We start from the raw sequence: 25,855 nt of genomic DNA, 5'->3' as shown, positions 1-25,855 counted from the left end.
GTTCGCTCGCGCTGGCGGTACGGGTTTTGTCCCGCCCGCCCACCCGTGTGCCGTTTCGCCTTTGTGTGGCGTTGCGCACGGTGCGGGTTGTGGTGCGCTTCTGCGGTGCGGGTGTGTGCTTGACCGGGCCGCGGTCGCCAGCGCGCGGGCGAACACGAGGACCCGGGCGCCGTCCTGCGTGCCCGGTGGGCGATGATGGACTGCGGGTCTTCGTCCAGCAGGGCGGAAGGTCCGTGTACGTCATGTCATCGGCCGGGGGGCCGGGGCTCGCCCCCGGAAAACGCAGTCTGAAAGGTCCACCCTCGGTATGGCACCGCGCATGTTCCTCGTCCGGCACGGGCAGACCGAGTGGTCGGTCACCGGCCGCCACACCGGCCGCACCGACATCCCGCTCACCGAGGAGGGACGGCGCACCGCACGGCTGCTCGCCGACCGGCTGCGCCGCGCGCCCTGGAACGGCCTGCCGGACGTCGAGGTACGCACCAGCCCGCTGTCCCGCGCCCGGGAGACGTGCGAGCTGGCCGGGTTCGGCCCCCGCGCCAAGGAGTGGGAGACGCTCCTGGAGTGGGACTACGGCGACTACGAGGGCCTGACCCCGGCGGAGATACGGGCGGGCCGCCCGGACTGGCTGGTCTGGCGGGACGGCGCCGAGCGAGGCGAGACGGTCGCAGAGATGACCGCGCGGGCCGACGAGGCCGTGGCGTGGGCGCGGTCCGCCGACCGCGATGTGCTGGTGTTCGCCCACGGCCACTTCCTGCGCGCCCTCGGCGCGCGCTGGCTCGGCCATGACCTCGCCTTCGGCGCGACGATCAGGTTGGACCCGGCGTCGTTGTCCGTGCTGGGCTGGGCCTACGGCGCGCCCGCCATCGAGCGCTGGAACGACACGGGCCACCTCGACTGACGTCTCGGTGGGGATCGGGGCTTTTTTGGGGGGGCAAGCCCCCCAAACCCCCCAGCGGTCTTGGGTTGGTTGGGGGCATGCCCCCAAGCCCCCAGGACTCGAGTGGCTGGGGCAAGCCCCCAAATCTCACGGCGATCCGGGTTAGTTGGGGCGCAGGCCCCAAGCCTCCAGGGCCCGGCTAGTTGGGGGGCGAGCCCTAACCCCCCGGGCAAGCCCTCCAACCCCCAACCCCCCGGAGGGCGTTCTCACAGTGCGTGTTTGGCGATGTATCCGTTGAAGAACGCGGCCACCGCTGACCTGCGCCGGTACGGGCGCAGTGCGCGTGCCGCCAGGTCCAGCATGCCCTGGATGCGGGAGGACTTGACCCGCTCGCCCAGCAACTCCAGTGCCCGGCACCCCGCGTTGGCGGCCTCGTCGGGTTCGCCGCTCGCGGCCAGGTCACCGGCGAGCTCCGCGCTGTAGAGCGCGATGTTCCGGGTGAAGTGGGCGTCTTGGAGCGCGACGCCCCGGCGGGCGTGCGCCGCCGCGCGCCGGTAGTCGCCCAGTCGCGACCAGCACTGTGCCTCAAGCCCTGCCATCTCGGCCTCGCCGTAGAACGTCATCCACTCCGGATCGCAGTCGGCCGGGCCGCGCCCGTACAGCCGCTGCGCCCTCAGCAGCGCCCGCTCGCACGCCACCCGGTCGCCGAGCCCGGCCCAGCCGCCCGCCTCGCGCAGCGCCAGCAGCGACAGCAGCCGGGACGAGCCGAGCCGGGCCGCCGCCTGCTGGGCCGCCTGCGCGGCGCGTACCGCCTCCCGTGGCCGGTCGGCGTCCCGGGCCAGGAACGAGGTGTTGCAGAACGCGTGCGCCTCCAGCGCCGGATCGCCCGCCATCCGCGCGGTGGCCAGCGCTTCCGCGTAGTACGAGCGGGCCTCCTCGTGCCGCCCCGAGTCGTGCGCCAACCATCCGACGGAGATGGCCAGTTCCCCGGAACCGCTGTGCAGCCGGTCGGCCACCGGTTGGCTGTACGCGCCCTCTTCGAGCATCGAGTAGGCGTTGCGCAGCCAGTGCCCGGCGCGCTCGTAGAGTCCGTCCGCGCCGTGCCGGTCGTCGAGCAGCCGGATCTGGCGCACCGCCTCCTCCACGGTCCGCACCTCGGGGCCGCCGACGCGGCGGGGCGCGGCCGAGGCGGAGCCGCGCGGCAGCGTCGCCGCCAGCGCGGCGGCCGGGCCGCTGGTCATGAATGCGCGACGTAGCACGTCGCTCTCCTCGTCACTGTGGGTGTGTTCTTCGCGTGCGCCGAACCCGTACGCCTCCGGGCCGGAACCGGCCGCGGCAGCCGCCCGGCGGGCCTCGCGTGCCCGCCGCCCGCGCACCGTGTCGCGCGGTGCGAACCCGAGCTCCGCGAGCGAATAGCCGGGGAACATGTGCTTGAACACCCGCTCGTACGCGTAGTTGGGGCATCGGATCTCGCCGGACTCCACGCGCCCGATGTACCGGGCGTCGCAGCTCACTCGCTCGCCGATCTCGCGGGCCGCCCGCCGCACCGCCGCCGAGAACTCGCCCGGCGAAAGGTCGCCGCGCATCCGACGGAAGGCGGTGTTGGGTCCGGGACGGTCCGGTGTGGGTGAGGGTGCCATGGCGGGGCCTCCCCTGATCCTGCGGTCGTGTGCTGGTGGCTGATTCGGCGGACACGACCGTACCGACTGTGATCAGCCAACCACCCAATGTTTCGCTACAAAACGGATATCTCATCCAGCATTCGCCATTAAGTGCCATCCTTTGCGGCGGCACACGCCCGTAGCGGTTGACGGGGCGCGGCGTTGTGCATGGTGTACGGACGAGGCAGTTGCGCTCCCGACTGCGAGGAGGGTTCACCTTGTTGGACACCGGTGGGGCACACAGGTCGTATGCGACAGCGCGCGGTGACGGGCTGGCGCCCGCCCCCGCCTGGGAGCTGGTCACCGTGCCCTCCCGGCAGGGCCTGGAGGCGGTGGACATCCTGCGGCTGCGCACCGGCGTCGGACCGGTGCTGCACGACGCCTCCGGTGACACCCTCGGCTTTCTGGTGCCCACCGGTACCGCCGCCGACTGGGACCTGCCGGGCAGCGCCTGCACCCAGACCCACGGGCGGGGCCGCGACGAGGTCGGCGAGCCGCCGGTCGCGGGCACCCGCTGGCTGGTCGCTCCGGAGCACGGCATCCCGGTCAACGACCCGACGCTGCTGCGGCTGGCACTCGGTGAGGCCGCCCGTACCATCGAGGCCGCCGACGGCATCCAGGCTGTTGACGGGCGGTAGCCCCGCGGTGACCCGGGGGCCTCGCCGATACTGGTGGGGTGGCAGGCAACAGGCAAGGCAGGTCGCGCACCCCGGAGCCGGTGCGCGAGAAGGTCGACGGCGGCGTCGCGGAGCTGGTGCCCGACCGTGACCGGCCGCATGCCTGGTCACTGCTGATCGACGGTGCCCCGCAGTCCCATGTGGACCTTGACGATCCCACCCGGCTGGAGTTCGCCTACCAGCGGCGGCTCGGCCACGTCGTGGACCTGGTGAGCCCGCCCGGCCAGCCGCTGCACGTGGTGCACCTTGGCGGCGGGGCGCTGACCCTGCCGCGCTACGTCGCCGCGACCCGGCCCCGGTCCACCCAGCAGGTCATCGAGAACGACGCCGCCCTGGTCCAACTGGTGCGCAGGGAACTGCCGTTGGACCGGTCCTGGCGGATCCGGGTGCGCGGCGGGGACGCCCGCGAGGGCCTGGCCAAGCTCCCCGAGCACTGGGCGCACCTGATCATCGCCGATGTCTTCACCGGCGCCCGCACCCCCGCCCATCTGACCAGCACCGAGTTCCTCGCCGAGGTCGCTCGGGTGCTGCGGCCCAGCGGCTGGTACGCGGCCAACCTCGCCGACGGGCGGCGGCTGGACTTCCTGCGCTCCCAGGTCGCCACCGTACGGGCCTGCTTCACCGAGTGCCTGCTCGCCGCCGACCCGGCCGTACTGCGCGGCCGCCGCTTCGGCAACGCGCTGCTGCTGGGCACCGCGGGCGAACTCCCGGTCGCCGACCTGACCCGCCGCATCGCCACCGACCCGCACCCCGGTCGGGTCGAACACGGCCGCGCCCTGGCCGACTTCACAGCGGGCGCCGCCGCGGTCACCGACGCGACCGCCAAGCCGTCCCCGCCCCCACCGGACGACGCGTTCCACTGAGCGCTCCGCTGGGAGTGCCGCGATGCGCGGTCGATCGTCCGCGGCGCCGTTGTGGCTGGTCGCGCCCAGGCGGCGGAGCCGCACATGAACACAGCCCCGCGCCCCGTCAGGGCCCAACGGGGGTTCGGGGGCGAAGCTCCACCTGAGTCGTCAAGACTCATAGGTCTGAACGGTCGGCGCATGCCCGTTCCACGTACAGAACACCGAGGAGGCGTGACCGCCCGAGGTGAAGTCCACCCGTAGCCAGCCGTTCTGCTTCCATACCTGCATGGACCAGCCCGAGTTGGGCGTCGCGGACACCAACGAGGCCGAGGACGGCGCCAGATCGATCGCCACCCGGCCGCCGTTGACCGTGTAGCTGTAGACGGTCCCGGTGGACTGCGTCTGGTGCGGCGACAGTTGGGAGGCGGCGGGCTGGGACGGTGATGCTGACGGGGAGTCCTGCGGCCTGGGCCGGTGGGTGGACGAGGTCTCAGGACTGCTGCTGGGCAGCGCGCTGGCCGACGCGTCGCCCCCGGAGATCGGCAACGCGCGCGGCGGGTCGTACACCGTACCGGCCAACACGGTGTGAACCCCGTACCAGGACAGACCGATCGCCGCCCCCGTGGCCAACGCCCACGCACCGGTGTGAACCAACGCTCTTCGCACCCAACCATCCTGCCCCACCCGTCCCGGGCGCCGGAACGCGCCGGGAGCGGCTGGCCCGTTATGGCGTACGGTGCCGGGCATGGCAAGTGTGCTCGTGGTCGAGGACGACCAGTTCGTGCGTTCCGCGCTCATCCGCCACCTCAGCGAGGCATCGCACACCGTACGCAGTGTCGGCACCGCCCTGGAGGCGCTGCGCGAGGTGGCGCAGGTGGGGTTCGACGTGGTGATCCTGGACCTCGGCCTGCCCGACCTCGACGGCGCCGAGGCGCTGAAGATGCTGCGCGGCATCACCAACGTGCCGGTGATTGTGGCCACCGCGCGCGACGACGAGGCGGAGATCGTCCGGCTGCTCAACGACGGCGCCGACGACTACCTGGTCAAACCCTTCTCGGTGGAACACCTTTCGGCGCGGCTGGCCGCGGTACTGCGCCGCTCGCGCACCGCCGAGGCGTCCCCGGTGCTGCACGTCGGAGGACTGCGGATCGACGTGCAGCGGCGTGAGGCGCTGCTGGACGGCGCCGCGTTGGACCTGACCCGGCGCGAGTTCGACCTACTGGCCTTCCTCGCCGCCCGGCCCGGAGTGGTGGTGGCCCGCCGTGAACTGCTCGCCGAGGTGTGGCAGCAGGCCTACGGCGACGACCAGACCATCGATGTGCACCTGTCCTGGCTGCGCCGCAAACTCGGTGAGACCGCGGCGAGTCCGCGCTATCTGCACACCGTGCGCGGTGTCGGGGTCAAGCTGGAGCCGCCGGGGCCGCGGCCATGAGATGGGCACTGGTCAGAGTGGTCGTGGCGGTGACCGCCATGGTGGTGCTGGCGTTCGCCGTACCGCTCGGCCTGGTGGTACGGGAGATGGCCCGCGACCGCGCGCTGACCAACGCCGAGCGGCAGGCGGCGGCGATCGGCCCGGCCCTGGCCATCACCACCGACCGCACCCAGCTGGACCGTGCGGTCGCCTCCACCCAGGCGGGCGCCGACGGCCGGATCGCCGTCCACGTACCGGCCGCCGGATCCGGCGGGGAGGTCGAGATCGGCCGCCAGTGGGTCACCCGGGCCGACCTCGACACCGCCAGCAGGCTCGGCCGGGCGTCGACCCTGCGGGTGCCCGGCGGTTACGCGCTGCTGCAACCCACCGCCGTCAGTTCCGGCTCGATCGCCGTGGTCGAGGTCTTCGTGCCGGAGGGCGAGGTGACCCGCGGGGTGACCGCGGCATGGGCGGTGCTCGCGCTGGTCGGCGCCGGTCTGGTGGTGGGCTCGGTGGCGGTCGCCGACCGGCTGGGCACCCGGCTGGTCCGCCCGGCCCGGCGGCTGGCCGCCGCCGCCCGCGACCTCGGCCAGGGCCGGTTGGGGGTACGGGTACGTGAGGACGGGCCGTCCGAACTGCGCGCCGCCGCGGTCGCGTTCAACTCCATGGCCGACAAGGTCGCCCAACTACTCGCCAATGAACGGGAGTTGGCCGCCGACCTGTCGCACCGGTTGCGCACCCCGCTCACCGTGCTACGGCTGAACGCGGCATCGCTGGGCGACGGCCCGGCCGCCGAGCAGACACGGCAGGCGGTGGCCCAACTGGAGCGCGAGGTCGACCAGATCATCCGCACCGCGCGCGGCCAGGCCCAGCACTCCGCCTCGGCCAGCGCGGCGGCCGCGGGGTGCGACGCGGCAGAGGTGATCAGGGAGCGGATGGCGTTCTGGTCGGCGCTCGCCGAGGACCAGGGCCGCCGGGTGAGCACCGCGGGCGTGGACCGCCCGGCGCGGGTGCCGGTGGCCCGTGCCGAACTCGCCGCGGCGCTGGACGCGTTGCTCGGCAATGTCTTCCGGCACACCCCGGAGGGCACCGCGTTCGCCGTCGACGTGCACAGCTCCGAGGACGCGGTGATCGTGCTGGTCTCCGACGCCGGTCCCGGCATCAAGGACCCGGCGGCGGCGCTGCGGCGCGGGCAGGGTGACGGGCGCCCGGGCTCCACCGGCCTCGGGCTGGACATCGTGCGCCGGGTCGCCGAATCCACCGGCGGCGACGTGGCGTTGGGCCGCTCGGTGCTGGGCGGCACCGAGGTACGGGTGTGGCTGGCGCTGCAGCCCCGCACCCGGATCGGGGCGCGCCGGGGGCACCGGGTCGTACGGCGCCGCAGGGGGCTGGCGGCTGGGTCCTGGGTGTCGCGGATGCGGCCGTCCCGCAACCGCCGAACCGCGCCGTCTCGGCTGCTCGCCGCCGCGGCGGAGAACGTCCGCCGTCGCGACGGCTGATCGGCGTCCCCGAGGCCGCGTAGAAGCCCCCGAACCCCTCCCAGAACCGCTGCGACGGCGGGCGACCGAGGCGGCGCGGCGGCGAAGCATAACCCCTGCCGATGGGTTCCTTAAGCACGCCATAAGACCAGCCGTGCCCGCCCTGAACTGGCTTTTTGTCCGTTTTCCAGCCGCTAGCGTGCTGCCATCCCCCCACACCCCGGACACAGAGGTAGGCAACCCCGATGAGTAGTTCGCACCGCCACCGCGCCAGCCGCAGGCTCCAGTTGATCGGCGGCGTCGTGGTCTGCGCGGCGGTCGCGGGCACCGCGGTCGCCCTCGCGGGCTCGGCGCAGGCGGCCTCGCTGGGTGCCGCGTTCACCAAGACCAGCGGCTGGAGCGGTGGTTACACCGGCCAGTATGTGATCACCAACTCCTCGAACCAGGCGCTGTCCGGCTGGACGCTGAAGTTCGACCTGCCCAGCGGCACGAAGATCAGCTCGCTGTGGAACGGCAAGTACACCGCCAGCGGTCAGACGATCACCGTCACCGGTGAGTCCTGGGACAGCTCCATACCGGCCGGGAAGTCGGTCACCGTCGGCTTCGTCGCCATCGGCGGGTCCGCGGCCGCCCCGGCCAACTGCCTCATCAACGAAGGCAAGTGCTCGGCGGGTGAAGGACCCACCCCGACCCCCACCGGCCGCCCCACGGCCACCCCGCCCCCGTCCCCGACCGCCACTCCCACCCAGAGCCCGACACCGACCGCCACTCCCACCATCGTTACCGGCAACGGCAGTTCGGCCAACGCGGGCTTCTCCCCGTACGTCGACACCTCGCTCTACCCGGCGTACGACCTGGTGGCCGCCGAGAAGGCGACCGGCGTCAAGCAGTTCAACCTCGCCTTCATCACCGACGGCGGCTCCTGCACCCCCAAGTGGGGCGGCGTGACCGACCTGGGCGGTAACACCACCGCCGGTCAGATCGGCGCGCTGCGCGCGGCGGGCGGCGACGTACGGGTCTCCTTCGGCGGCGCCAACGGCAACGAGCTGGCCACCACCTGCTCGTCGGCGTCCGCGCTGGCGTCCGCGTACGGCAAGGTCATCGACCAGTACAAGCTCACCAAGGTCGACTTCGACGTGGAGGGCGGCGCGCTCACCAACACCTCCGCCAACACCCAGCGCGCCCAGGCCATCGCCCAACTGCAGAAGTCCCACCCGGGCCTTGAGGTCTCCTTCACACTGCCCGCCATGCCCACCGGGCTCACCCAGGACGGCATCAACCTGCTGGCCGACGCCAAGCGCAACGGCGTGGACATCAACGCGGTCAACATCATGGCGATGGACTACGGCTCGTCGTTCACCGGCGACATGGGCCAGTACGCCATCGACGGCGCCACCGCCACCCAGAGCCAGGTCAAGAGCGTGCTGGGGATCTCCGACGCGGACGCGTGGAAGAAGATCGCGGTCACTCCGATGATCGGGGTCAACGACGTCAGCACCGAGACCTTCACCGTGGCGGACGCCACCAAGCTGGCCGACTTCGCCAAGTCCAAGAACCTGGCGTGGCTGTCGATGTGGTCCGCGACCCGGGACAAGCAGTGCCCCGGTGGCGCCAAGAACTCCGCCGACGCGACCTGCTCGTCGATCAGCCAGGACCCGAACGCGTTCGCCAAGGCCTTCTCGGCATACGGCGGTTGATCAGCGCCGCCCCTTGAACCAGATGCCCCGACCGGACCCCCACCCGGCCGGGGCATCGCCATGCGCCATCAAAGGGGCGCGGGGCTGTGTTCATGTGCGGCTCCGCCGCCTGGGCGCGACCAGCCACGACGAAGCCGCGGACGATCGACGGCATATCACCGCACTCTCAAGCGACGGCATATCACCGCACTCCCAGCGGAGCGCTTCAGTAGTCCTGGGCGATCGCCTTGTGGTGCTGGACCACCTCTTCGATGATGAAGGTCAGGAACTTCTCCGCGAAGGCCGGGTCGAGATGGGCGTCCTCCGCCAGCTTCCGCAGCCGGGCGATCTGTGACACCTCGCGGGCGGGATCGGCCGGGGGCAGGTTGTGTGCCGCCTTGAGGTGGCCCACGGCCTGGGTGCACTTGAAGCGCTCGGCGAGCAGATGGACCAGGGCCGCGTCAAGGTTGTCGATACTGGCGCGCAGCCGCAGCAGCTCTCGCTGGGCCTGCTCGTCGAAGGCGGCGCCGTTGGTCACGTGGTCGCTCATCCCCGAAATGCTACAAGCCGCGCGAGGCCCTGCGGACCGCGTATCAGGAGGTGAGACGGTGGGTTCGGGTGCGCAGCTGGATCCCGTGCACCACCTCGACCACCCCGAGCACCACCAGCCAGACGCCCGCGACCACGGTCAGCACGGCGATGGAGCGGAACGGCTCGACGATCAGCACGATGCCGCCGAGCAGCGTGATGATGCCGAGGAACACCTGCCAGCCGCGCGCGGGCAGCTCATGGTGGGAGAGCGCGACCGCGGTCAGCATGACGCCGCGCAGCAGCCAGCCGAAGCCGATCCACAGGGCGAGCAGCAGCAGCGACTGCGCGGGCCCGCGGAAGCAGAGCAGTCCCAGCAGCACGCTCAGCGCGCCGGTGACGAAGCTGAGCACCCGCAGATGTCCCGGTACGTGGGTGCCGAACGCCCCCGCGAGCTGGAAGACACCGCTCACCAGCAGGTAGATGCCGAAGAGGTCGGCGACCACCACCAGCGAGGCCCCCGGCCACACCAGTAGGCAGATACCCACCGCCACCGCCACCACACCGGCGGTCAGCAGCACCTGCCAGGCGGAGTTGCCCAGTGCGGTCAGGAACGTCCCGGTGGGACCGGTGCCGTAGGGGCGCTGCTCGCCCCGCAGGCCGCCGGCGCTCGGGCTGTCGGAGGGGATCGTCATGAGCCTGCCTCCCTCATGGCGGACCGGACAACAGGACACAGCCATCCTCCCCCAGCAGATCCGTTCCCGCCCGCCGAGAACCCGCAGCCATGACAAAGGCCCGGTCCGCTTCCGCGGACCGGGCCTCACCGAGGCAACGAACCTCGAGCGGGGCCCGCCAAACACGGCCGGTTCGTGACGCACCAAGGTGCGGGTTGCGCGCCGATCTAGTCGAGTTCCCGGCCACTCCCTCCTGACATCCGGCAGCAGGGGTGGTTGGCTTCCGCGACGAGGTTCGCCGCGGTCAGGGCGCGCTTCCCGGTCGGCCGTGCCAGCTCCACCAGGTGGACGGCCCATGGTTTCCAGACGACGTCCCGGGTTCCGCTCCCGCCCGTCGGGTCCTCCCGCGTGCGCCGACCGGCCAGCGCGCGCCCTATCTCCTGCAGCATCGCCATCGGCTGGCGCGGTCGCTGGTCGGCGGGGGCCGGTCCCGCCTCTCGCGCCGCCGTTCCCTCGGCCGCGTGCGGGGAGAGCGACTCGTCGGTGACCCGATAGCGGACGGTGGTGACCTTCAACGGCAGCGCGAAGGAGGGCTCGGGAGCCATGGGCTCCTCGTGCGTCTCCTCGGCCACGGCGCGGTAGAAGGCGTCCGAGCCGCGCGCCTTCAGGGCCTTGATCAGCTCCGGCCCCGGGACCGCGGCATCGGGGAACTCCGATATGGCCAGGCCCGCGTACAGCCGGATGGGACGCGAGTGCTCGTCACACAGCACCTGGCCCGGGCGCTGCGGGTCGGCGGCGAGGAACGAGCGCATCAACAGCAGGGGGTGATCGGGGAGTTCGTACGCCCAAGCCGCCCACGCACCGCCAGGATGCTGCGACTCCTCCGCCCCCACGGCATCCTCCAGAAGGTGGTGCAGGCCGGCCTCCAGGTACGGCTGGGGCACCACCATCGCCCGGTGACCGTGATGGACCGTGCGGCCCACCAGAAAAGGCCACCCTCCTATCAGGCCGTCGCGGGAGCGGGAGGCGTTCACGGCGCGTCCTCTGGCCAGGCGTCCTCGGCACGCACCTTCGAGTCCGGGAAATGATGCTCGAAGTCGGTGAGTTGGGTTTCGATCTGCGCGAACATGCGATCGCAGGCGCGGCGCAGTTCCTCGGCGGCCCGGCTCTCCCTGCGGGACCTGCGGCGCGGCTCGGCGGCACGCTCGGTGCGTCGGCCGCCCCACCGAACCAGGCCCGTGAGAAATGTTCTCTCCAGGGTCTTCTCGGTGCCCTCACCGGCCACGTACCGGTTGATCCACTCTTCGAGCTGTGCCTCCGCGAACGGCATCAACCGGGCACCGCGCAGCAGTAACGACGCGGCCTTCCGCGGCAGACGACGCTCGTAGGTCAACCGGATGTCCTCCAGCATCCGGCTGTAGAAGTCGGGCAGCAGGGCCACGACCGGCACGTCGACGTTCCACGGAATCGGGCGCGCTCCGGGGACCTTGGTGATGCGGTCGTCGTCCTGGATGGCCGCGAAACCGCGGCCCACGGAGCTGACCGGGATGATCCGGACGGCGCCGCCCGTACGCTTGGCACGCCGATTCACCACCGCCGCGAAGTCCTTGTTCTTGCGGAGTTCGTCGATCACCAGGTCCAGGCTGATGTTCTGCTGCTCCAACAGGTCCCACTTGGTGATCACGAAGTGCACCACGCAGTCGGAGCGGCTCTCGGCGATCGTCGACAGGGTGGGCAGGACGTCATGGCGCAGATAGCGCTCGCCTTGCGGGTCCTTGCGCATCAGCTGCCGCAGCCGTCGGCCGTCGAGCAGCGCCAGCAGCACGTCCGCCTCTCGGATGTGGTCACGGAACTCCTGCTGGACAGGGCCCGCCGCGCCCTGCTCCTCGCCGGTCCTGCTAAGCCGCTCGCCGGAGTAGTCGATGTACTGGATCATGCACACCGGCTGTGCGTCGCCCGCGCTGTCCAGCGCGTTGAGGGTGAAGTTCAGCCGGGGTACGCGGTTGAGCGTGGTCGATTCCGGCCAGGGCAGGCCGGGGTCTGCGATGGTCGCCCAGAGTTCCTGGAGTTGGTTGCGTTCTGTGTCCGCCGCGGTGAGGTAGTAGGTCGCCGAGTCGAGGTTCTGCCGCTCGAATCCGAGCCTGCGGAACATCGCCGCCATGAACACGGTCTTGCCGGCGCCTACTTCGCCGAGCGTAACCACCTTGAATGTCTTCACCCGTCCCCCGAGTGCTGTGTGATGGTGCGTCAATAGTGGCAGAAAAGGTGCTTGAGCACAGAGCAGTTGGACGTGATGCGGTCGGGTCCCGATGACGCCCATCTGACCAGGGACAACACCCGCGGGGCGGCCGGAGCGGACGGGATGGCCCTCGGTTCCGCTGTGTTGACCGGAGCGGTACGGCAGTATGCGAGCAAGGCCAACCTGGTTGACCTGGCCGGTGGGGCAACGGCTACGGCATCACCGTGTACTCCACCGGTCCGGGCACACCACCCACATGCGGAAGGCCCGGCGGCGGGATCGGACATGGCCAGGCTGACGGGCCGTTCAGCCTGGCACTCTCGTGGCGCGGGTGAGGCGTCAGCGGGAATGCCTGTCGGCGACATCCTGCGGCGGCACGCCCGACGTCCCAAGCCCCCGCTGCCGCGTGCTCATCCTCGGTGGCGCCATCAAGGGCCGGCGGGCTGCGTTGGGCGGGCCAGTTCCGCTCTGCTGGTCGTGCCCTGTTTGCGGCCGATCTGCTCCATCAGACCGGTGACGTCCTGGGGTGTGAGAAGCAGGGCTTGGGCGACCTGGCGGTCGGTGTGGCCCGCGCGGACCAGCTCCAGCAGCCTGTGCTGGGTCAGGGAGAAGCTGGGACCCGGAGCCGGTGCTGGCTTCGGGTGTACGCCGAGCGCGGTCAGTGCCGTGCGTACCTGACCGGCCAGCAGGACGCTGCCGCAGGCGTCCGCGAGGCCCAGCGCCTCGCTGAGCGTCTGGCGGGCCTGGTCGGTTTGGTCGGCGCGCAGTAGGGCGGCCGCCAGGTCGTACTGGGCTCGGGCCAGTTCCAGGCGGGCGGGGGAGCGCTTCAGCAGGTCCACTGCCTGGTGCAGGAGCGCCTGACCTTCCCGGCCGCCCTGGATGGTGCCCAGGGTGCGCGAGGCGAGGCCGATCGCTCGTTCGGTCCCCCAGCGGTGGGCCAGCTCCAGCTCTTCGGTGGCGAGCTGGAGTGCGTCGGTGCGCTGTCCGAGCAGCAGGTGCAGCGCTGCCGCGCGGGACCGCCAGGGGGTCATCGCCAGGTTCGCCACGTGTGCGCGTGTCTCCTGCGCGCCGTATTCCTGCAGGACGGCAAGGGCGGCGGCCGGATTGCCGCGTGCCGCGTTCACGCGGGCGCGGGCCAGGTGCGCCAGGCCCTGCCAGGCCCAGCCCGCCCTGTCGTGTCCCGCATCCCGCGCGAGCGCCGCCGTCGCCGAGGGCAGGTCGCACCGTTCCAGCAGCGATTCGCCCAGCAGGGTCGTCATCGCCAGCCTGACCGACTCCATGCCTTCCTCGGTCGTCGTGCCGGGATACCCGAAATCGGTCGTGAGGGGGAGCTGTTGACCACGGCGGGCGTGGACGAGCAGTTGCCAGGTCATGGCGGCCGAGACCATCAGGAAGGAGCCGAACCGGCCGCCCACGTCGGCGATCTGGTCGAATTGCGCTACCGCGTCGTCGAGGCGGTCGGTGGCTACGAAGGCCAGTCCGGCCAGGCTCACGAGAATCTGCGAGGTGTCGATGCCCGCCAGCCCGCCCCTCAGGGCCCGGTCGAGGAGATCGTTGGTGACGGCGGCGCTGGCGTCCCCGGTGACGGCCGAGCCGGACAAGGCGGCCAGGACCACGCACTCACCGGGGGTGTCGCCAGCCAGCTTGTAGTCCCACAGCCGTCGGGCGAGCTGCCGGGCGGCGGGGAGCGTGGACAGCTGGTCATAGCCGATCAGCACCATCTGTGCCTGCAGGAACCATGACACCTCGCGGGCAAGGCCGGTGCCGTCGTCCGTGTGCCGCAGGTCCTCCACCGCCCGGCCGAGGACATCGAGGGCGCTTTCGTGCTGGTGCGCGAGGAACAGCGAGGTGCCGAGCCGGTAGGCCGCCTCGGCCCGCGAGTACGGGTCGGCCAACGCGTTCGAGGCCTGCGCCAGGTGGTGCCTGGCCGCGGCGACGTCGACCTGCAGCTCGTCCTTAGCCAACTCCAGCAGCAAGGGGCCACGCTCGTCGACGGACACGGGCTCGCGCAACGCCCGGCGCAGATAGGTCACGGTGGTCTCCGCGGCCCCCCGGCCGCGTGTCGTTCGCGCCGCCTGCCTCAACGCGGCCACCCGCCAGGCCTCACCGGCTGGTTCGGCCAGCAGGAGGTGGGCCGCCACGAGATCGTCGGCCGCGCCGTCGCGCCGGAGCAGTTCGGCGGCCCGCGCGTGTTCCACGGCCAGTTCCACCGGCCCCAGGACGGCTTCGGTGACAGCGGCGCGGACCAAGGGGTGATCGAACCGCGCCTGCTCGCCGGGCACGAGCACACCGATGTGCTGCAACCGGCGCCGGAGCTCGTTGGCCCTCGCCTCGCCCAGGCCCGCCAGCTCGGCCGTGACGTGCCAGGCAGTCCCGTCTCCCAGCACCGCCAGGGCCCGGACCAGCCGCAGGACGGGCTCCGGCTGGTCCGCCAGTCGCTTGACCACGGTGCCGGCCAGGATCCGGCCCCGGAACTCCTCGACCACGTGTGCCTGATCGTCGGTGGGCGTGACCTTGTCGCCAGCCAGGGTCCGCAGCAACCTGCCCAGCAGCAGCGGGCTCCCCTGCGTCGCCTCGGCGCAGGCAGCGACGAACCCGGGTTCGGCGGGCCCCAGACTCGCCCGCACCAGCCGCGCCACGCTGTCGGCCCCCAACCCCGACAGCTCGATCGTCCGGCAGTACGGCTGTTGGGCGATCTGGTCCAGCAGCGGTTCGACCTGGGGCCCGGCTTCCGGTCGTCCCGCCAGTACCAGCAGCAGCGGCAGGCCGCGAAGACGCCGCGCCAGGTACTCCAGCCATCGCACTGAGGGGACGTCCGCCCAGTGCACGTCGTCGACCACCAAGGCGACCGGGCCGTCATCGGTGATGTGCACCATCAGCCAGTACAGGCTGTGCAGGAGGCCCAGTGACGCCTCGGCGGGCAACTCCCCGGCCTCGCTGGCCCCCTGCGCGCGCAGCGCGTGTGACGCCAGCTCGGCCGGACCCGACAGCAGCCGCTCCCGCCCGGCGTGACCGGTTCGGGCCAGCAACGGCTCGGCCAGTTGCCGTAGCACCGAGAAGGCGAAGTCCTGCTCCATCTCCGCGCCACTCGCGCACGCCACCCGGATCTCCCGGGGGTGGTGGGCGGCCGCCCAGGCGTGCAGCAGCGAGGTCTTGCCCATGCCCGCGTCCGCCTGGACCAGTACCACGGCGCCCCGGCCCCCCAAGCCTGATCGGCCGCACGCGCCAGCACCGCCCACTGGTCCTGGCGCTCAAACAGCCCGGATTCCCTGACGCCGTCATCGGCGCCCCGGTCAACCCGCTTGCCCGTGCGGGCGGCCGCGAGCAGCGCGGCGGCGTCAGCGTCGGCCAGGCCCAGCGCCGATACCAGCCGCTGTACGGTGCGGCGTTGGGGGCGCTCCCGCCGCCCCCGCTCCAGATCCTGGATCGACCGGGCCGCCAACCCGGCGGCCTCGGCAAGCTCCTCCTGCGTCAGCCCCGCGACCCGGCGTAACTCCAGCAACATCTCACCGAATGCCGTCACCCCGCCCACCCCCAACTCCCCATGTCCCCCGGGACATCCCCCCGGGGGTATCCGGCACAGACTCCCCGCGCGCCGTACACCAGATCTCAACCACCGGTAATCGAACGGACCTTACCGACCGGACGGCCCTGGGCGCGTGCCCTATGCCCTGCGCAACGGGTTCGAGGCCGGGCCAGGCATCATCGCCGCCCGGTTCTTACGGTCCAACTTCCGGAAGTTCGTCGTGTCCTTCTTCGTGGCGCTCATGTCGGGGCCGGTGTTCTGCTGTACGCGATCAAGCAACTTCTCGTCGTCCACCCGCGCTTGTCCGCCTGGCTGTCTGCGCGTGCACTGAGAAAGTGGTGATCAGGGTGTTCGGTGTCCTGGGCCTGAGACCTGAAACCGAGGCCGTGTACGCGGCTCTGCTGGGCTGCCCGCAGGCGGACCTGTCGGATCTCCAGGTGATCACACAGCTGGCGGAGCAGGTCGTCCGAGAAGCACTGGACGACCTGGTCGACCGCTCGTTCGCGCGCCCGTCCCGGGACAACCCGGGCAGGCTCCGGGCCGTCAGCCCCCAACTGGCCCTGGATCTGATCATCCGTCGGCAGGAAGCCGATCTGGCACGCCGCAGCCAAAAGCTGGCCGCTGACCGGGCGGCCGCCGCCGAGGCGGTGGCCGCCTACGGCCACCTCACCCCCCACACCGCCGAGAACGGAACAGAACGCCTGGTCGGCCTGGACGCGATCGAGGCCCGACTCGAGATCCTCGCCACGGAAATGAAACGGGAGTGTTTGTCGGTCATGCCCGGCGGCGCGCAGTCCCAAGCCAGCCTGGAGGCCTCGCGCCCGCTGGACGCCGACGCGCTCAGCCGCGGCATGGCGATCCTCACGCTCTACCAGGACAGCGTCCGAAACGACCCGGCCACCCACACGTACGCGAAATGGCTGACCGATTCCGGAGGCGAGGTCCGCACCGCACCGCTCCTGCCCCCTCGCATGCTGCTCTTCGACCGCGAAGTCGCCCTCGTCCCCATCGATCCCAGCAACACCAAAGCAGGGGCACTGTGCACGCGCGAGCCCGGCATCGCGGCATCCCTGGTCAGCGTCTACGAGCAGGCCTGGGACACCGCCGTCCCCCTCGGCGCGGCAGTAACCCGTGACACCGAAAGCGGCCTGACCCAAGCAGAAACCGACCTGCTCGCTCTCCTGGCCGCTGGCATGACCGACGAAGCCGCAGCCAAGCGACTGGGCGTCGGACTGCGCACCGTACGCCGACACATGGCCGCACTCATGGAACGCCTGGGCGCCAGCAGCCGCTTCGAAGCGGGGCTCCGAGCCGCGCAAAAAGGCTGGCTGTGACATCGGAGCCGGTGCGGGACGCGTTGCGCAGCGGCGCGAGGAGGGCGCCTGCGACCTGGGGGAGACCTATCGAGCCGGTATGGCACCAAGATGCCGGGCATTCTGGTGCCACACCGAAACCGTTCCAGACAGTGCATGACATCGGGCATTCTCTTCGCAAGGCACTAGCCGGGCAGTCGAAATCCGACGGAAAACCGAGCTGAAATGCCCAAAAATATTAACCAAACATGCGGGGCTGCCATGTCGAAAATTTTCCTCCCTATCGCCGTCGTCGCCTTAGCGCTCTGCGGGTCGGCTTTCGACGCCGGATCCCTGACCTCGGCCGCTGGCACCGCCGGTACCGGATGGGCTGCGACTGCGGCCCCTGCCGGTGCCACAGCGACGGCGGGCCAGGCAGACGGCATCGGCTGGGACTGAGACCGTGTACCTCGTCCGCCTGGTACTTACCAACCCGGACCTGCCCCAGCCGGACTCCATGGCCGCCGAGAGGATTCTCGACGCGCTATGGGCGCACCTGGAACCGCGGTTCGGAATCGAGCACATACGAGCCCGGGCCGGCCCGGCAGGGATCAATCTCGGACTCTTCTTCCGCGACAACGAGTCGGATGCAGAGACAAACTCCGCCACCGCAATAGCAGATCTCCTGGCATGCATTCCGGAGTGGAAACCAGAGATACCGCCGTGAGTGGTCCATTCGCGGCACCATCGAGATCCCCGCAAATCTTCAATCAGGCAGTCATGCCGCGATTGCCGTCACATTGCACGGCGCACCCTGACGGTTCTCGCGGCGATTCGCCCCGTCCAACGCATTTCAAAGGAGAAGAACATGCACTCTGCCATAACCGGTGCCGCCGCCACGTCATCCACCGTCGGCACGGCACGATCCACGCGCCGTCGGCTCCCCCTGCGGAGAGCCTTGGTCGCCAGCGCAGTCCTGGCGTCGATGTTCTCCGCGGTCGGATCGGCGAACGCGGCCTCCGGCGTCACAATCCACAACCAGTACACCGGGAGCGTGCTCGACGCCCGGGGACAGGGCACCGGGAACTGGACCGAGATCTGGTCGTACTGGGCGAACGACCAGGACAACCAGAAGTGGACCTTCCATGAGGTGTCCACGGGCGTCTACAACATTCAGGGGCTGCAGAGCGGACGGTGCATAGACATCGCACACAGCGACTACGCCGGGCCCGGCTACAACCTCGTGCTGTGGGACTGCAACGGCAACGCCTCACAGAAGTGGATCGCCCATCCCCTGGCGAGCGGCGGCTACCAGCTACAAAGCTCCCTCAATCCCGCATGGTGCATGGCAACGGACGCGATCAACAACAACGTGAAGATCAACTGGTGCGACTCGGGCAGCGGCTCCCAGACCTACACCTGGTCCTGAGGTCAGCGCCCCGAACCAACTGGTGACGGCTCCCGTTTCGTCCGGCGGGCCGTCACCAGCCCCATTCGGAGGCCGCCCCGACCAGGAGGTCATCCTCACCGTCCACGAGCTCAAGCGCCTGGCCCGCAACGCCGCCGAGCTGATCACTCTGTCCGGCCAGCTCCAGGCCGCCGCCGCTCTCCTGCGGCTCGGCCTCGGAGACCAGGGGACGCCTCGTCTCCCGTGTCGCTGTCGCTGATCGGATCCTGTCGCTCGCCTGCGGATCGGTTCCGGGCCAAACGACGGACAAGCCCATGGTCTGCGGCTTCGCAGGCCATGGGCTTGTCTCTCAGGGTGAGTGACGGGACTCGAACCCGCGACATCCTGGACCACAACCAGGTGCTCTACCAGCTGAGCTACACCCACCATGACCGGCGCTTGACTGCTTCTCGCACCGGCCGAGAAGAAGCATACAGGGTTTTCGTGGGTGCTTGCGCCAGCCTTTTACGGGGCCTTGAGCTTTGACCTCATCCGGCGGGCAGCACGTACTTCGCCGCGATGGCCCGTGCGGTGTCGGTGTCCGGGCCGGGAGCCGGGACGAAGACCGCCTCGCGGTAGTAGCGAAGCTCCGCGATGCTCTCCTTGATGTCGGCCAGCGCCCGGTGGTTGCCGTTCTTCTGCGGGCTGTTGAAGTACGCCCGCGGATACCAGCGGCGGGACAGCTCCTTGATGGAGGAGACGTCCACGATCCGATAGTGCAGATGCTGTTCCAGCTCGGGCATGTCGCGGGCGAGGAAGCCCCGGTCGGTGCCCACCGAGTTTCCGCACAGTGGCGCCTTGCGCGGCTCCGGCACGAAGGCGCGCACATAGTCGAGCACCAGCTTCTCCGCCTCGGCGAGCGTCGTCCCACCGGACAGTTCCTCGAGCAGGCCGGAGGCGGTGTGCATCTCGCGCACCACCTCCGGCATGGTCTCCAGCGCCTCGGCTGGCGGCCGGATAACGATGTCCACCCCGTCACCGAGGACGTTCAGCTCGGAATCGGTGACTAGGGCGGCCACCTCGATCAGTGCGTCATGCCGGAGCGAGAGCCCGGTCATCTCGCAGTCGATCCACACCATGCGGTCGTTCATACGTCTCACCCTACGGGGCGATCCCGTTGACCTGGCATAGCCGTGCTACGAGCGGATCCCGGCAGCAGCCCCGGAACGGCTCCGGGACGCCCGCCCGGCCGCCCGCCGCGGTCGCCGCGCAGCCGGGTCAGCCCGGAGCCGGACAGTCCGGATATCTCCGGATTGTCCGCCCGGCCGTGCTGCTCGGGCATCCGCGCCGCGTACAGGTCCGACTCCGGCTTGCCCGGCTCGTACCGCTTGCCGGGCTCCAGCCGCCGTCCGGCCTGCGGGCCGTCCAGGGGCTGGGGGCCGCGCCGCTGGTGCGGCACGCCCTCGCTGGGCGCCTCACCGCGCTCGGGGCGCTCCGGTCGGTCGGCGCGGTCCTGGCGCTCGGTGCCCTCCTGTGGTCTGCGGGCCCGGAACGCCATCCGGTACGAGGCCGGGGACGAGCCCAGCTGCCGTCGGAAGTGCCCGCGCAGCGCCACCGGCGAGCGGAAGCCGCACCGTCCGGCCACCTCGTCCACCGAGTAGTCCGACGTCTCCAGCAGCCGCTGCGCCTGCAGCACCCGCTGGGTGATCAGCCACTGCAGCGGAGCGCTGCCGGTGAGCGAGCGGAACCGCCGGTCGAAGGTGCGACGGGACATATAGGCACGGGCGGCCAGGGTCTCCACGTCGAACTGCTCGTGGAGGTGCTCCAGCGCCCAGGCGACGACCTCGGCCAGCGGGTCCCCGCCGATCTCCTCTGGTAAGGACCTGTCGAGGTACCGCTCCTGCCCGCCGCTGCGCCGGGGCGGTACGACCAGGCGCCGGGCCAGCGCGTTGGCCGCCTCGGCCCCGTGGTCGGTCCGCACCACGTGCAGGCACAGATCGATACCGGCGGCCGTACCGGCCGAGGTGAGTATGTCCCCGTCGTCCACGTAGAGCTCGCGCGGATCGACGTGGACCGACGGATAGCGCTTGGCCAGCGTCGGCGCGTACATCCAGTGCGTGGTGGCCGGGCGGCCGTCCAGCAGCCCGGCGGCGGCCAGCACGAAGGCGCCGGTGCACAGGCCGATGATCCGCGCCCCCTCCTCGTGCGCCCGGCGCAGCGCGGCCAGCGCCGAGGCGGGCGGCGGCTGGGAGATCGAGCGCCAGGCGGGGACCACCACGGTCCCGGCCCGGCTCAGCGCGTCCAGCCCGTACGGGGCGGTCAGCTCCAGACCGCCGGTGGTGCGCAGCGGGCCGTCCTCACCGGCGCAGACCAGCAGCCGGTAGCGCGGTACACCGGCGTCCTGCCGGTCGACCCCGAAAACCGAGAGCGGGATGGAGCTCTCGAAGATCGGGCCGCCGCTGAACATGAGCACGGCGACGACCTCCTTGCGGCGCCGTGCGGAGAGTTTGCGGCCTGAGGTGCCGATGCTGGTGGCCGCGTTGGTGGTGATGGTGGTTCCTCCAGTGGCCGCACCACTGGTCGTGCCGCAGCAGCTCTGAACCGACGGGCGGAGGGACGGAGTTGACGAGATCGCGATCTCCGTCGCCGCACCGGTCCTGGAGTCCTGGGTCATGGCGGATGAGCCCCCCTCGGTCGACGCAACGTCCTTTCGGTACTGCACGTTTCCCCCGCCGTGTTACCCAAGATCGAATCTACTGTGTGTTCGCTCGGGATGCGGTGACAAGTTCACCATCCAGCACTAAGTCGACAAGACAACTTGGCGCGAAGCATTCGATCACGAAGCGTTCCACTCACCGGCTCCGCTGGGAAGTGCGCCTCGGTTATGCCCCTCGGTAACACACCGGTGCGGCTGGCTCGGTGAACCCCCCTGCTCCGCGTTTCCGCTGGTGGTGGGGGTGTTGGAAGCGGACGTTCCGGACACCCGTACGCCATGGAAAAGTTGGCCGAAAAGCATCGCCGATTCGACCGTGCCACCGAGCCAACGCGCCGTCGCGCGCCCCGATTTACACCTCGCGCCGCTGTGCCCACCGGGCGCCGCCCTGGTCCTGGGTGGATCGTGGGCACCGGCCATGACGCTCTGCGGCACGGCCTCGCGCGGGGATTCGCCGCGCCGGGGGGTGGTGGGGCGGTGTGAGGACGGCGGGTGGTTGAGCGTCAAACGGATTCCGCTCGGAAGTGCAACCGGCCGTCCGGTTTTCAGCCGCCAGGGCGGGGCGTCGGACGCCGGTTCGGGGCCGCGGTGGCCCACGTCGGCGACCAGAGAGGCATGAGGCGTTGCGCTTCCCGCCGGGCTCCGGCATTCTCCTGGAAACTCCGGGTACTAAGACCCACGGCGGGGCGTCCAACGGATCTGTCCACGAACGCGCCGCCGCCGTACTCTGGAGGCAGCGGGAGGGCAACGCCCTTACCGGCCAACCTGGCCGATCCCGCGGTCACCGCTGTCCGTGTCCGCTCTAGCGGCGCCCACCGCGCCGCCCTCGCCGAAAAACCCATCATGGCCGGTTACGAGCACCACGACCCCGCCGACGGCAAACCGCTCGCCGACTCGGCGGCGAAACCCGACGCGGCGGCGCAGGCGCGCCATTCTTGCGATCCGGCCTTCCAGCACGGCGTGGTCGTCGGATTCGACGGCTCGGTCTCCAGTGAGCGCGCCCTCGCCTATGCCATCGGCATGGCTCGGCGGTTGCGCTCGGGGCTGATCATCGTCCATGTGGCCAACCGGCTGCCCGCCACCGTCTGGGCCGGCTGCGAGCCGCCGGTCTTCGTGGACGTCCCGGACTACCGCACCGAGGTGCTCGGCCTGGAGCTGGCCTGCGCCGACTACCTGTCCGAGGTGTCGTGGATCCTCGTGGAGCGCGGCGGCGACATCTGCCACGAGCTGGAGGAGGTCGGCCGTGAGTACTCGGCGGATGCCATCGTGGTGGGGAGCACGCACGGTGTGATCGGCAAGATCTTCGGCTCGGTGGCGGGCCGCCTGGCCCGCCGCGCGCAGCGTCCGGTGATCGTGATCCCCTAGATAAAACGTTTTATCGGACCGGAGCTCCGGGGGTGGGCCCCCGGAGCTTCCCGCACCGCTACTCCACCGTCACCGACTTCGCCAGGTTCCGCGGCTTGTCGATGTCCCGGCCGAGCGCCAACGCCGCGTGGTACGCGAGGAGTTGCAGCGGGATGCCGAGCAGGATCGGGTCCAGCTCCGGCTCGTTGCGCGGCACAACGATCGTGTGGTCCGCGACCTCCTGCTCCTGGTGGCCCACCGCGAGGATGCGACCGCTGCGGGCCTTGATCTCCTCCAGCGTGGCGCGGTTCTTCTCCAGCAGCTCATCGTCCGGCACGATCGCCACCGACGGCACCTCGGGCTCGATCAGCGCCAGCGGCCCGTGCTTCAATTCCGAGGCGGGGTAGGCCTCGGCGTGGACGTAGGAGACCTCCTTGAGCTTCAGCGAGGCCTCGCGGGCCACCGGGTAGCCGCGCACCCGGCCGACGAACATCATGCTCTTGGCGTCCGCGTACTCGGCGGCCAGCTTCTTGATCTCCTCCTCGCCGCGCAGGATCTGCGAGATCTGGTCCGGCAGCTTGCGCAGCCCGGCGATGATCCGCTTGCCGTCGGCGACCGACAGGTCGCGCACCCGGCCCAGGTGCAGCGCCAGCAGCGCGAAGGCCACCGCGGTGTTGGTGAAGCACTTGGTGGACACCACGCACACCTCGGGCCCGGCGTGCACGTACACCCCGCCGTCCGTCTCCCGGGCGATGGCGCTGCCGACCACGTTGACCACGCCGAGCACCCGGGCGCCCTTGCGCTTGAGCTCCTGGACGGCGGCGAGCGTGTCATAGGTCTCGCCGGACTGGCTGACCGCGATGTAGAGCGTGTCGGGGTCCACCACCGGGTTGCGGTACCGGAACTCACTGGCGGGCTCGGCGTCGGCCGGGATCCGGGCCAGCTCCTCGATCATCTGGGCGCCGATCTGGCCCGCGTGGTACGCCGAACCGCAGCCGAGGATCTTCACCCGGCGCACCCCGCGCGCCTCCCGGGCGTCGATGCCCAGGCCGCCGAGGTGCACGGTGGCGAACCGGTCGTCGATCCGGCCGCGCAGTACCCGGTCCACGGCGTCCGCCTGCTCGCAGATCTCCTTGTGCATGTAGGTGTCGTGGCCGCCCATGTCATAGCTCTCGGCCTCCCACTCGATGGTCGTCGGCGAGGCGGCGGTACGGCTGCCCTCGGTGGTGTACGTGCGGTACTCACCGGCCTTGATGGTGGCCATCTCGCCGTCGTCCAGCGTGATCACCTGGCGGGTGTGCCGGACCAGGGCGGCCACGTCGGAGGCGACGAACATCTCGTTCTCACCGATGCCCAGTACCACCGGAGAGCCGTTGCGGGCGACCACGATGCGGTCGGCGAAGTCGGCGTGCAGTACCGCGATGCCGTAGGTGCCCTCCACGCGCGACAGCGCCTGCTGGACCCTGGCCTCCAGCGTCTCGGCGGTGGAGCGGCCGATCAGGTGCGACAGCACCTCGGAGTCGGTCTCGGAGGCGAACTCCACGCCGTCGGCGACGAGTTTGGCGCGAAGTTCGGCGGCGTTGTCGATGATGCCGTTGTGGACGACGGCGACCTTGCCCGCTGCGTCCAGGTGGGGATGTGCGTTGTCGTCGCTCGGCGCACCATGGGTCGCCCAACGGGTGTGGGCGATACCGGTGGTTCCGCTGAACCGCTTGGGTACCCGCGACTCCAGTTCGCGTACCCGGCCCTTGGCCTTGACGGTCTTCAGTCCCCCCGACTTGCCGCTGATCGCGACGCCCGCCGAGTCGTAGCCGCGGTACTCCAGTCGCTGCAGCCCCTCCAGCAGCAGCGGAGCGGCGTCACGTTTTCCGATATATCCGACGATCCCGCACATGGATGTCGTCCCTCCCTGGTGGTGCCTGATGCGTGTGGTGCTTGAGTGGCGCTCCTGCTGCCGCCGGAGGCGGTCAGCCGTAGACGATGCGGCGCAGTTGGCGCAGTGAGAACTCCGGTGGGGCCACCGCGCGGTGCGGCAGCTCCTCGGTGATCCGTTCGAAGATCTCGGCGTTCGCCAGGCCCTTGGCCTGTAGTTCCCGGTGGCGCCGGCGTACGTAGTCCTCCGCCGACTCGTCGAAGTACGCCAGCACGTCGAGGACCACCCGGGCGGCCTCGCCGCGTTGCAGCGTGGTGGTCCGCACCAGGTGGTCTACGAGCTCATCGTGAGCGGTCCGGCGTTCGAGCACCGGACGATCCTGCGGGAGGGAGGTCCCACAGTGCAACATTCCTGCCCGATATCGGGCAGCGACCGCCCGATTTCACAGCCAGACTGTGCGCGTAGTGGAATTTTGTCCCGGTTTAGGCTGTGAGCCCCAGCTCTCGGGCGATCAGCATGCGCTGCACCTCGCTGGTGCCCTCGCCGATCTCCAAGATCTTGGAGTCCCGCCAGAACCGCGCCACGGGGTACTCGTTCATGAAGCCGTAGCCGCCGTGGATCTGGGTGGCCTCACGGGCGTTGGTCACCGCGATCTCCGAGGAGTACAGCTTGGCCAGCGCCGCCTCCTTCTTGAACGGCTCGCCGTGCAGCAGCCGGGACGCCGCGTCCCGCCAGGCCAACCGAGCGGTGTGGGTGCGCATCTCCATGTCGGCCAGCTTGAACTGGATCGCCTGGTTGGCGCCGATCGGCCGCCCGAAGGCCTGCCGGGTCTTGGCGTACGACACCGACTCGTCCACACAGCCCTGGGCCAGACCGGTGGCCAGCGCCGAGATGGCGATCCGTCCCTCGTCCAGGATCCGCAGGAACTGGGCGTAGCCCCGGCCGATCTCACCCAGCAGGTTGGCCGCCGGGACCCGGCAGTCGGCGAAGGACAGCTCACGGGTGTCCGAGGCGTTCCAGCCGACCTTGGAGTAGGGGGCCGCGACGGTGAAGCCCGGCGTGCCGGACGGCACGATGATCGAGGAGATCTCCGGCCGCCCGTTCTCGTCCCGGCCGGTGACCGCGGTGACCGTGACCAGCCCCGTGATGTCCGTACCGGAGTTGGTGATGAAGCACTTGGTGCCGTTGATCACCCACTCGCCGGTGGCCTCGTCCAGCCGCGCGGTGGTGCGCGTGCCGCCCGCGTCGGAGCCGCACTCCGGCTCGGTGAGCCCGAACGCGCCGAGCATCTCACCCGAGCACAGCCTGGGCAGCCACTGGCGCTTCTGCTCCTCGGTGCCGAACCGGAAGATGGGCATCGCCCCCAGCGACACCCCAGCCTCCAGGGTGATCGCCACCGAGGAGTCCACCCGGGCCAGCTCCTCAAGCGCCAGGCACAGCGCGAAGTAGTCGCCGCCCATGCCGCCGTACTCCTCGGGGAACGGCAGCCCGAACAGCCCCATGCGTCCCATCTCGCGCACGATCTCGTACGGGAACTCATGGTGCTCGTAGAACTCCCCGATCTTCGGGGCGATCACGTCATGGGCGAACTCCTCGACGGTGCGCCGGAGTTCCTCGTATTCGGCGGGTAGCCGGTGGTCGATCGTCATGG

General features: G+C 70.6%; 23 protein-coding genes, 1 tRNA gene and 1 pseudogene. 10 read left to right on the top strand and 15 right to left on the bottom strand.

Going from position 1 to position 25,855, the window contains the following annotated elements; genetic code table 11:
- The first annotated feature begins 307 nt into the window (after positions 1-307).
- The gene (locus NON19_RS21980; protein ID WP_255930548.1) at positions 308-901 is read left to right on the top strand and encodes a histidine phosphatase family protein; all 594 of its coding nucleotides are present in this window, start codon (positions 308-310) and stop codon (positions 899-901) included.
- A gap of 245 nt (positions 902-1,146) precedes the next feature.
- Here the strand turns inward: NON19_RS21980 and NON19_RS33935 are convergent, their stop codons facing one another.
- On the bottom strand, positions 1,147-2,520 hold the full coding sequence (locus NON19_RS33935) for an NsdA family TPR-like regulatory protein (protein ID WP_255930546.1): 1,374 nt from the start codon (positions 2,518-2,520) through the stop codon (positions 1,147-1,149).
- A gap of 239 nt (positions 2,521-2,759) precedes the next feature.
- Here NON19_RS33935 and NON19_RS21970 point away from each other — a divergent pair, with 239 nt between their 5' ends.
- A complete protein-coding gene (locus NON19_RS21970; RefSeq protein ID WP_372514226.1) occupies positions 2,760-3,179 on the top strand; it encodes a hypothetical protein in 420 nt (139 codons plus the stop codon).
- Between the two features lie 38 nt (positions 3,180-3,217).
- Entirely contained in the window at positions 3,218-4,081 is an 864-nt protein-coding gene (locus NON19_RS21965; RefSeq protein WP_255930544.1) for a spermidine synthase, read from the top strand.
- A gap of 150 nt (positions 4,082-4,231) precedes the next feature.
- Here NON19_RS21965 and NON19_RS21960 read toward each other — a convergent pair whose 3' ends face one another.
- Entirely contained in the window at positions 4,232-4,729 is a 498-nt protein-coding gene (locus NON19_RS21960) for a hypothetical protein (protein ID WP_255930542.1), read from the bottom strand.
- Between the two features lie 79 nt (positions 4,730-4,808).
- On the opposite strand from NON19_RS21960, the gene NON19_RS21955 reads away from it, so the two are divergent.
- The 3 genes from NON19_RS21955 (at position 4,809) to NON19_RS21945 (ending at position 8,649) form a co-directional block, all read left to right on the top strand.
- The gene (locus NON19_RS21955) at positions 4,809-5,495 is read left to right on the top strand and encodes a response regulator transcription factor (protein ID WP_255930540.1); all 687 of its coding nucleotides are present in this window, start codon (positions 4,809-4,811) and stop codon (positions 5,493-5,495) included.
- Positions 5,492-6,973 (top strand): sensor histidine kinase, encoded by a 1,482-nt coding sequence (locus tag NON19_RS21950; RefSeq protein WP_255930538.1) that lies wholly within the window; start codon positions 5,492-5,494, stop codon positions 6,971-6,973. Before NON19_RS21955 ends, NON19_RS21950 begins: the two co-directional genes overlap by 4 nt.
- A gap of 224 nt (positions 6,974-7,197) precedes the next feature.
- On the top strand, positions 7,198-8,649 hold the full coding sequence (locus NON19_RS21945; protein WP_255930535.1) for a glycoside hydrolase family 18 protein: 1,452 nt from the start codon (positions 7,198-7,200) through the stop codon (positions 8,647-8,649).
- 205 nt (positions 8,650-8,854) lie between these two features.
- On the opposite strand, the gene NON19_RS21940 is transcribed toward NON19_RS21945, so the two are convergent.
- The 7 genes and pseudogenes from NON19_RS21940 to NON19_RS21910 form a co-directional block, all read right to left on the bottom strand.
- Complete coding sequence (locus tag NON19_RS21940; RefSeq protein WP_255930533.1) at positions 8,855-9,178, bottom strand: chorismate mutase; 324 nt, start codon at positions 9,176-9,178, stop codon at positions 8,855-8,857.
- A 43-nt stretch (positions 9,179-9,221) separates the two neighbouring features.
- The gene (locus tag NON19_RS21935) at positions 9,222-9,851 is read right to left on the bottom strand and encodes an HdeD family acid-resistance protein (RefSeq protein WP_255930531.1); all 630 of its coding nucleotides are present in this window, start codon (positions 9,849-9,851) and stop codon (positions 9,222-9,224) included.
- A gap of 206 nt (positions 9,852-10,057) precedes the next feature.
- Positions 10,058-10,864, bottom strand: coding sequence for a hypothetical protein (locus NON19_RS21930; protein WP_255930529.1), 807 nt, complete (start codon positions 10,862-10,864; stop codon positions 10,058-10,060).
- Entirely contained in the window at positions 10,861-12,048 is a 1,188-nt protein-coding gene (locus tag NON19_RS21925) for a hypothetical protein (protein ID WP_255930527.1), read from the bottom strand. Before NON19_RS21925 ends, NON19_RS21930 begins: the two co-directional genes overlap by 4 nt.
- A 449-nt stretch (positions 12,049-12,497) precedes the next feature.
- Positions 12,498-15,257 carry an AAA family ATPase gene (locus NON19_RS21920; protein WP_255930526.1) on the bottom strand — a complete coding sequence of 920 codons (2,760 nt, stop codon included), beginning with the start codon at positions 15,255-15,257 and terminating at the stop codon, positions 12,498-12,500.
- A gap of 149 nt (positions 15,258-15,406) precedes the next feature.
- Positions 15,407-15,574, bottom strand: a pseudogene (locus tag NON19_RS21915) (helix-turn-helix domain-containing protein); the annotation flags it as partial.
- Positions 15,575-15,733: 159 nt separating this feature from the next.
- Complete coding sequence (locus NON19_RS21910; protein ID WP_255930525.1) at positions 15,734-15,889, bottom strand: hypothetical protein; 156 nt, start codon at positions 15,887-15,889, stop codon at positions 15,734-15,736.
- Positions 15,890-15,930: 41 nt separating this feature from the next.
- Here NON19_RS21910 and NON19_RS21905 point away from each other — a divergent pair, with 41 nt between their 5' ends.
- From NON19_RS21905 to NON19_RS21895, 3 genes are all read left to right on the top strand, one after another.
- The gene (locus NON19_RS21905; protein ID WP_255930524.1) at positions 15,931-16,929 is read left to right on the top strand and encodes a LuxR C-terminal-related transcriptional regulator; all 999 of its coding nucleotides are present in this window, start codon (positions 15,931-15,933) and stop codon (positions 16,927-16,929) included.
- 421 nt (positions 16,930-17,350) lie between these two features.
- Positions 17,351-17,614 carry a hypothetical protein gene (locus NON19_RS21900; protein WP_255930523.1) on the top strand — a complete coding sequence of 88 codons (264 nt, stop codon included), beginning with the start codon at positions 17,351-17,353 and terminating at the stop codon, positions 17,612-17,614.
- A gap of 141 nt (positions 17,615-17,755) precedes the next feature.
- Positions 17,756-18,316, top strand: coding sequence for an RICIN domain-containing protein (locus tag NON19_RS21895; protein WP_255930522.1), 561 nt, complete (start codon positions 17,756-17,758; stop codon positions 18,314-18,316).
- A gap of 332 nt (positions 18,317-18,648) precedes the next feature.
- Here the strand turns inward: NON19_RS21895 and NON19_RS21890 are convergent.
- The 3 genes from NON19_RS21890 to NON19_RS21880 form a co-directional block, all read right to left on the bottom strand.
- Positions 18,649-18,721: transfer RNA gene (locus NON19_RS21890), tRNA-His, on the bottom strand.
- A 101-nt stretch (positions 18,722-18,822) separates the two neighbouring features.
- Positions 18,823-19,425, bottom strand: a complete 603-nt coding sequence (orn, locus tag NON19_RS21885) for an oligoribonuclease (protein WP_255930521.1) — start codon at positions 19,423-19,425, stop codon at positions 18,823-18,825.
- A gap of 5 nt (positions 19,426-19,430) precedes the next feature.
- Positions 19,431-20,741, bottom strand: coding sequence for a helix-turn-helix domain-containing protein (locus NON19_RS21880; RefSeq protein ID WP_255930558.1), 1,311 nt, complete (start codon positions 20,739-20,741; stop codon positions 19,431-19,433).
- Positions 20,742-21,830: 1,089 nt separating this feature from the next.
- On the opposite strand from NON19_RS21880, the gene NON19_RS21875 reads away from it, so the two are divergent.
- Positions 21,831-22,352, top strand: a complete 522-nt coding sequence (locus tag NON19_RS21875; RefSeq protein WP_255930520.1) for a universal stress protein — start codon at positions 21,831-21,833, stop codon at positions 22,350-22,352.
- Between the two features lie 58 nt (positions 22,353-22,410).
- Here the strand turns inward: NON19_RS21875 and glmS are convergent, their stop codons facing one another.
- The 3 genes from glmS to NON19_RS21860 form a co-directional block, all read right to left on the bottom strand.
- Positions 22,411-24,225: a glutamine--fructose-6-phosphate transaminase (isomerizing) gene (gene glmS, locus NON19_RS21870; RefSeq protein ID WP_255930518.1), complete on the bottom strand. Its 1,815-nt coding sequence runs from the start codon at positions 24,223-24,225 to the stop codon at positions 22,411-22,413.
- A 73-nt stretch (positions 24,226-24,298) separates the two neighbouring features.
- Positions 24,299-24,574, bottom strand: a complete 276-nt coding sequence (locus NON19_RS21865) for a hypothetical protein (RefSeq protein WP_255930516.1) — start codon at positions 24,572-24,574, stop codon at positions 24,299-24,301.
- Positions 24,575-24,686: 112 nt separating this feature from the next.
- Positions 24,687-25,853, bottom strand: a complete 1,167-nt coding sequence (locus NON19_RS21860) for an acyl-CoA dehydrogenase family protein (protein ID WP_255930514.1) — start codon at positions 25,851-25,853, stop codon at positions 24,687-24,689.
- Between the last annotated feature and the right edge of the window lie 2 nt (positions 25,854-25,855).

The sequence above is a fragment of the Streptantibioticus rubrisoli genome (genome assembly GCF_024436055.1).
Taxonomy (GTDB): domain Bacteria; phylum Actinomycetota; class Actinomycetes; order Streptomycetales; family Streptomycetaceae; genus Streptantibioticus_A; species Streptantibioticus_A rubrisoli.
The sequence above is the reverse complement of the archived record's forward strand: the minus strand, read 5'-3'. Positions and strand labels throughout refer to the sequence as shown.

Excerpts from the sequence above, each read along its gene's own strand:
- orn (WP_255930521.1), bottom strand. The coding sequence starts at position 19,425 with ATGAACGACCGCATGGTGTGGATCGACTGCGAGATGACCGGGCTCTCG.
- NON19_RS21935 (WP_255930531.1), bottom strand. The coding sequence starts at position 9,851 with ATGACGATCCCCTCCGACAGCCCGAGCGCCGGCGGCCTGCGGGGCGAG.
- NON19_RS21940 (WP_255930533.1), bottom strand. The coding sequence starts at position 9,178 with ATGAGCGACCACGTGACCAACGGCGCCGCCTTCGACGAGCAGGCCCAG.
- NON19_RS21860 (WP_255930514.1), bottom strand. The coding sequence starts at position 25,853 with ATGACGATCGACCACCGGCTACCCGCCGAATACGAGGAACTCCGGCGC.
- NON19_RS21880 (WP_255930558.1), bottom strand. The coding sequence starts at position 20,741 with ATGTTCAGCGGCGGCCCGATCTTCGAGAGCTCCATCCCGCTCTCGGTT.
- NON19_RS21895 (WP_255930522.1), top strand. The coding sequence starts at position 17,756 with ATGCACTCTGCCATAACCGGTGCCGCCGCCACGTCATCCACCGTCGGC.
- NON19_RS21950 (WP_255930538.1), top strand. The coding sequence starts at position 5,492 with ATGAGATGGGCACTGGTCAGAGTGGTCGTGGCGGTGACCGCCATGGTG.
- NON19_RS21955 (WP_255930540.1), top strand. The coding sequence starts at position 4,809 with ATGGCAAGTGTGCTCGTGGTCGAGGACGACCAGTTCGTGCGTTCCGCG.
- NON19_RS21980 (WP_255930548.1), top strand. The coding sequence starts at position 308 with ATGGCACCGCGCATGTTCCTCGTCCGGCACGGGCAGACCGAGTGGTCG.
- NON19_RS33935 (WP_255930546.1), bottom strand. The coding sequence starts at position 2,520 with ATGGCACCCTCACCCACACCGGACCGTCCCGGACCCAACACCGCCTTC.
- NON19_RS21945 (WP_255930535.1), top strand. The coding sequence starts at position 7,198 with ATGAGTAGTTCGCACCGCCACCGCGCCAGCCGCAGGCTCCAGTTGATC.
- NON19_RS21875 (WP_255930520.1), top strand. The coding sequence starts at position 21,831 with ATGGCCGGTTACGAGCACCACGACCCCGCCGACGGCAAACCGCTCGCC.
- glmS (WP_255930518.1), bottom strand. The coding sequence starts at position 24,225 with ATGTGCGGGATCGTCGGATATATCGGAAAACGTGACGCCGCTCCGCTG.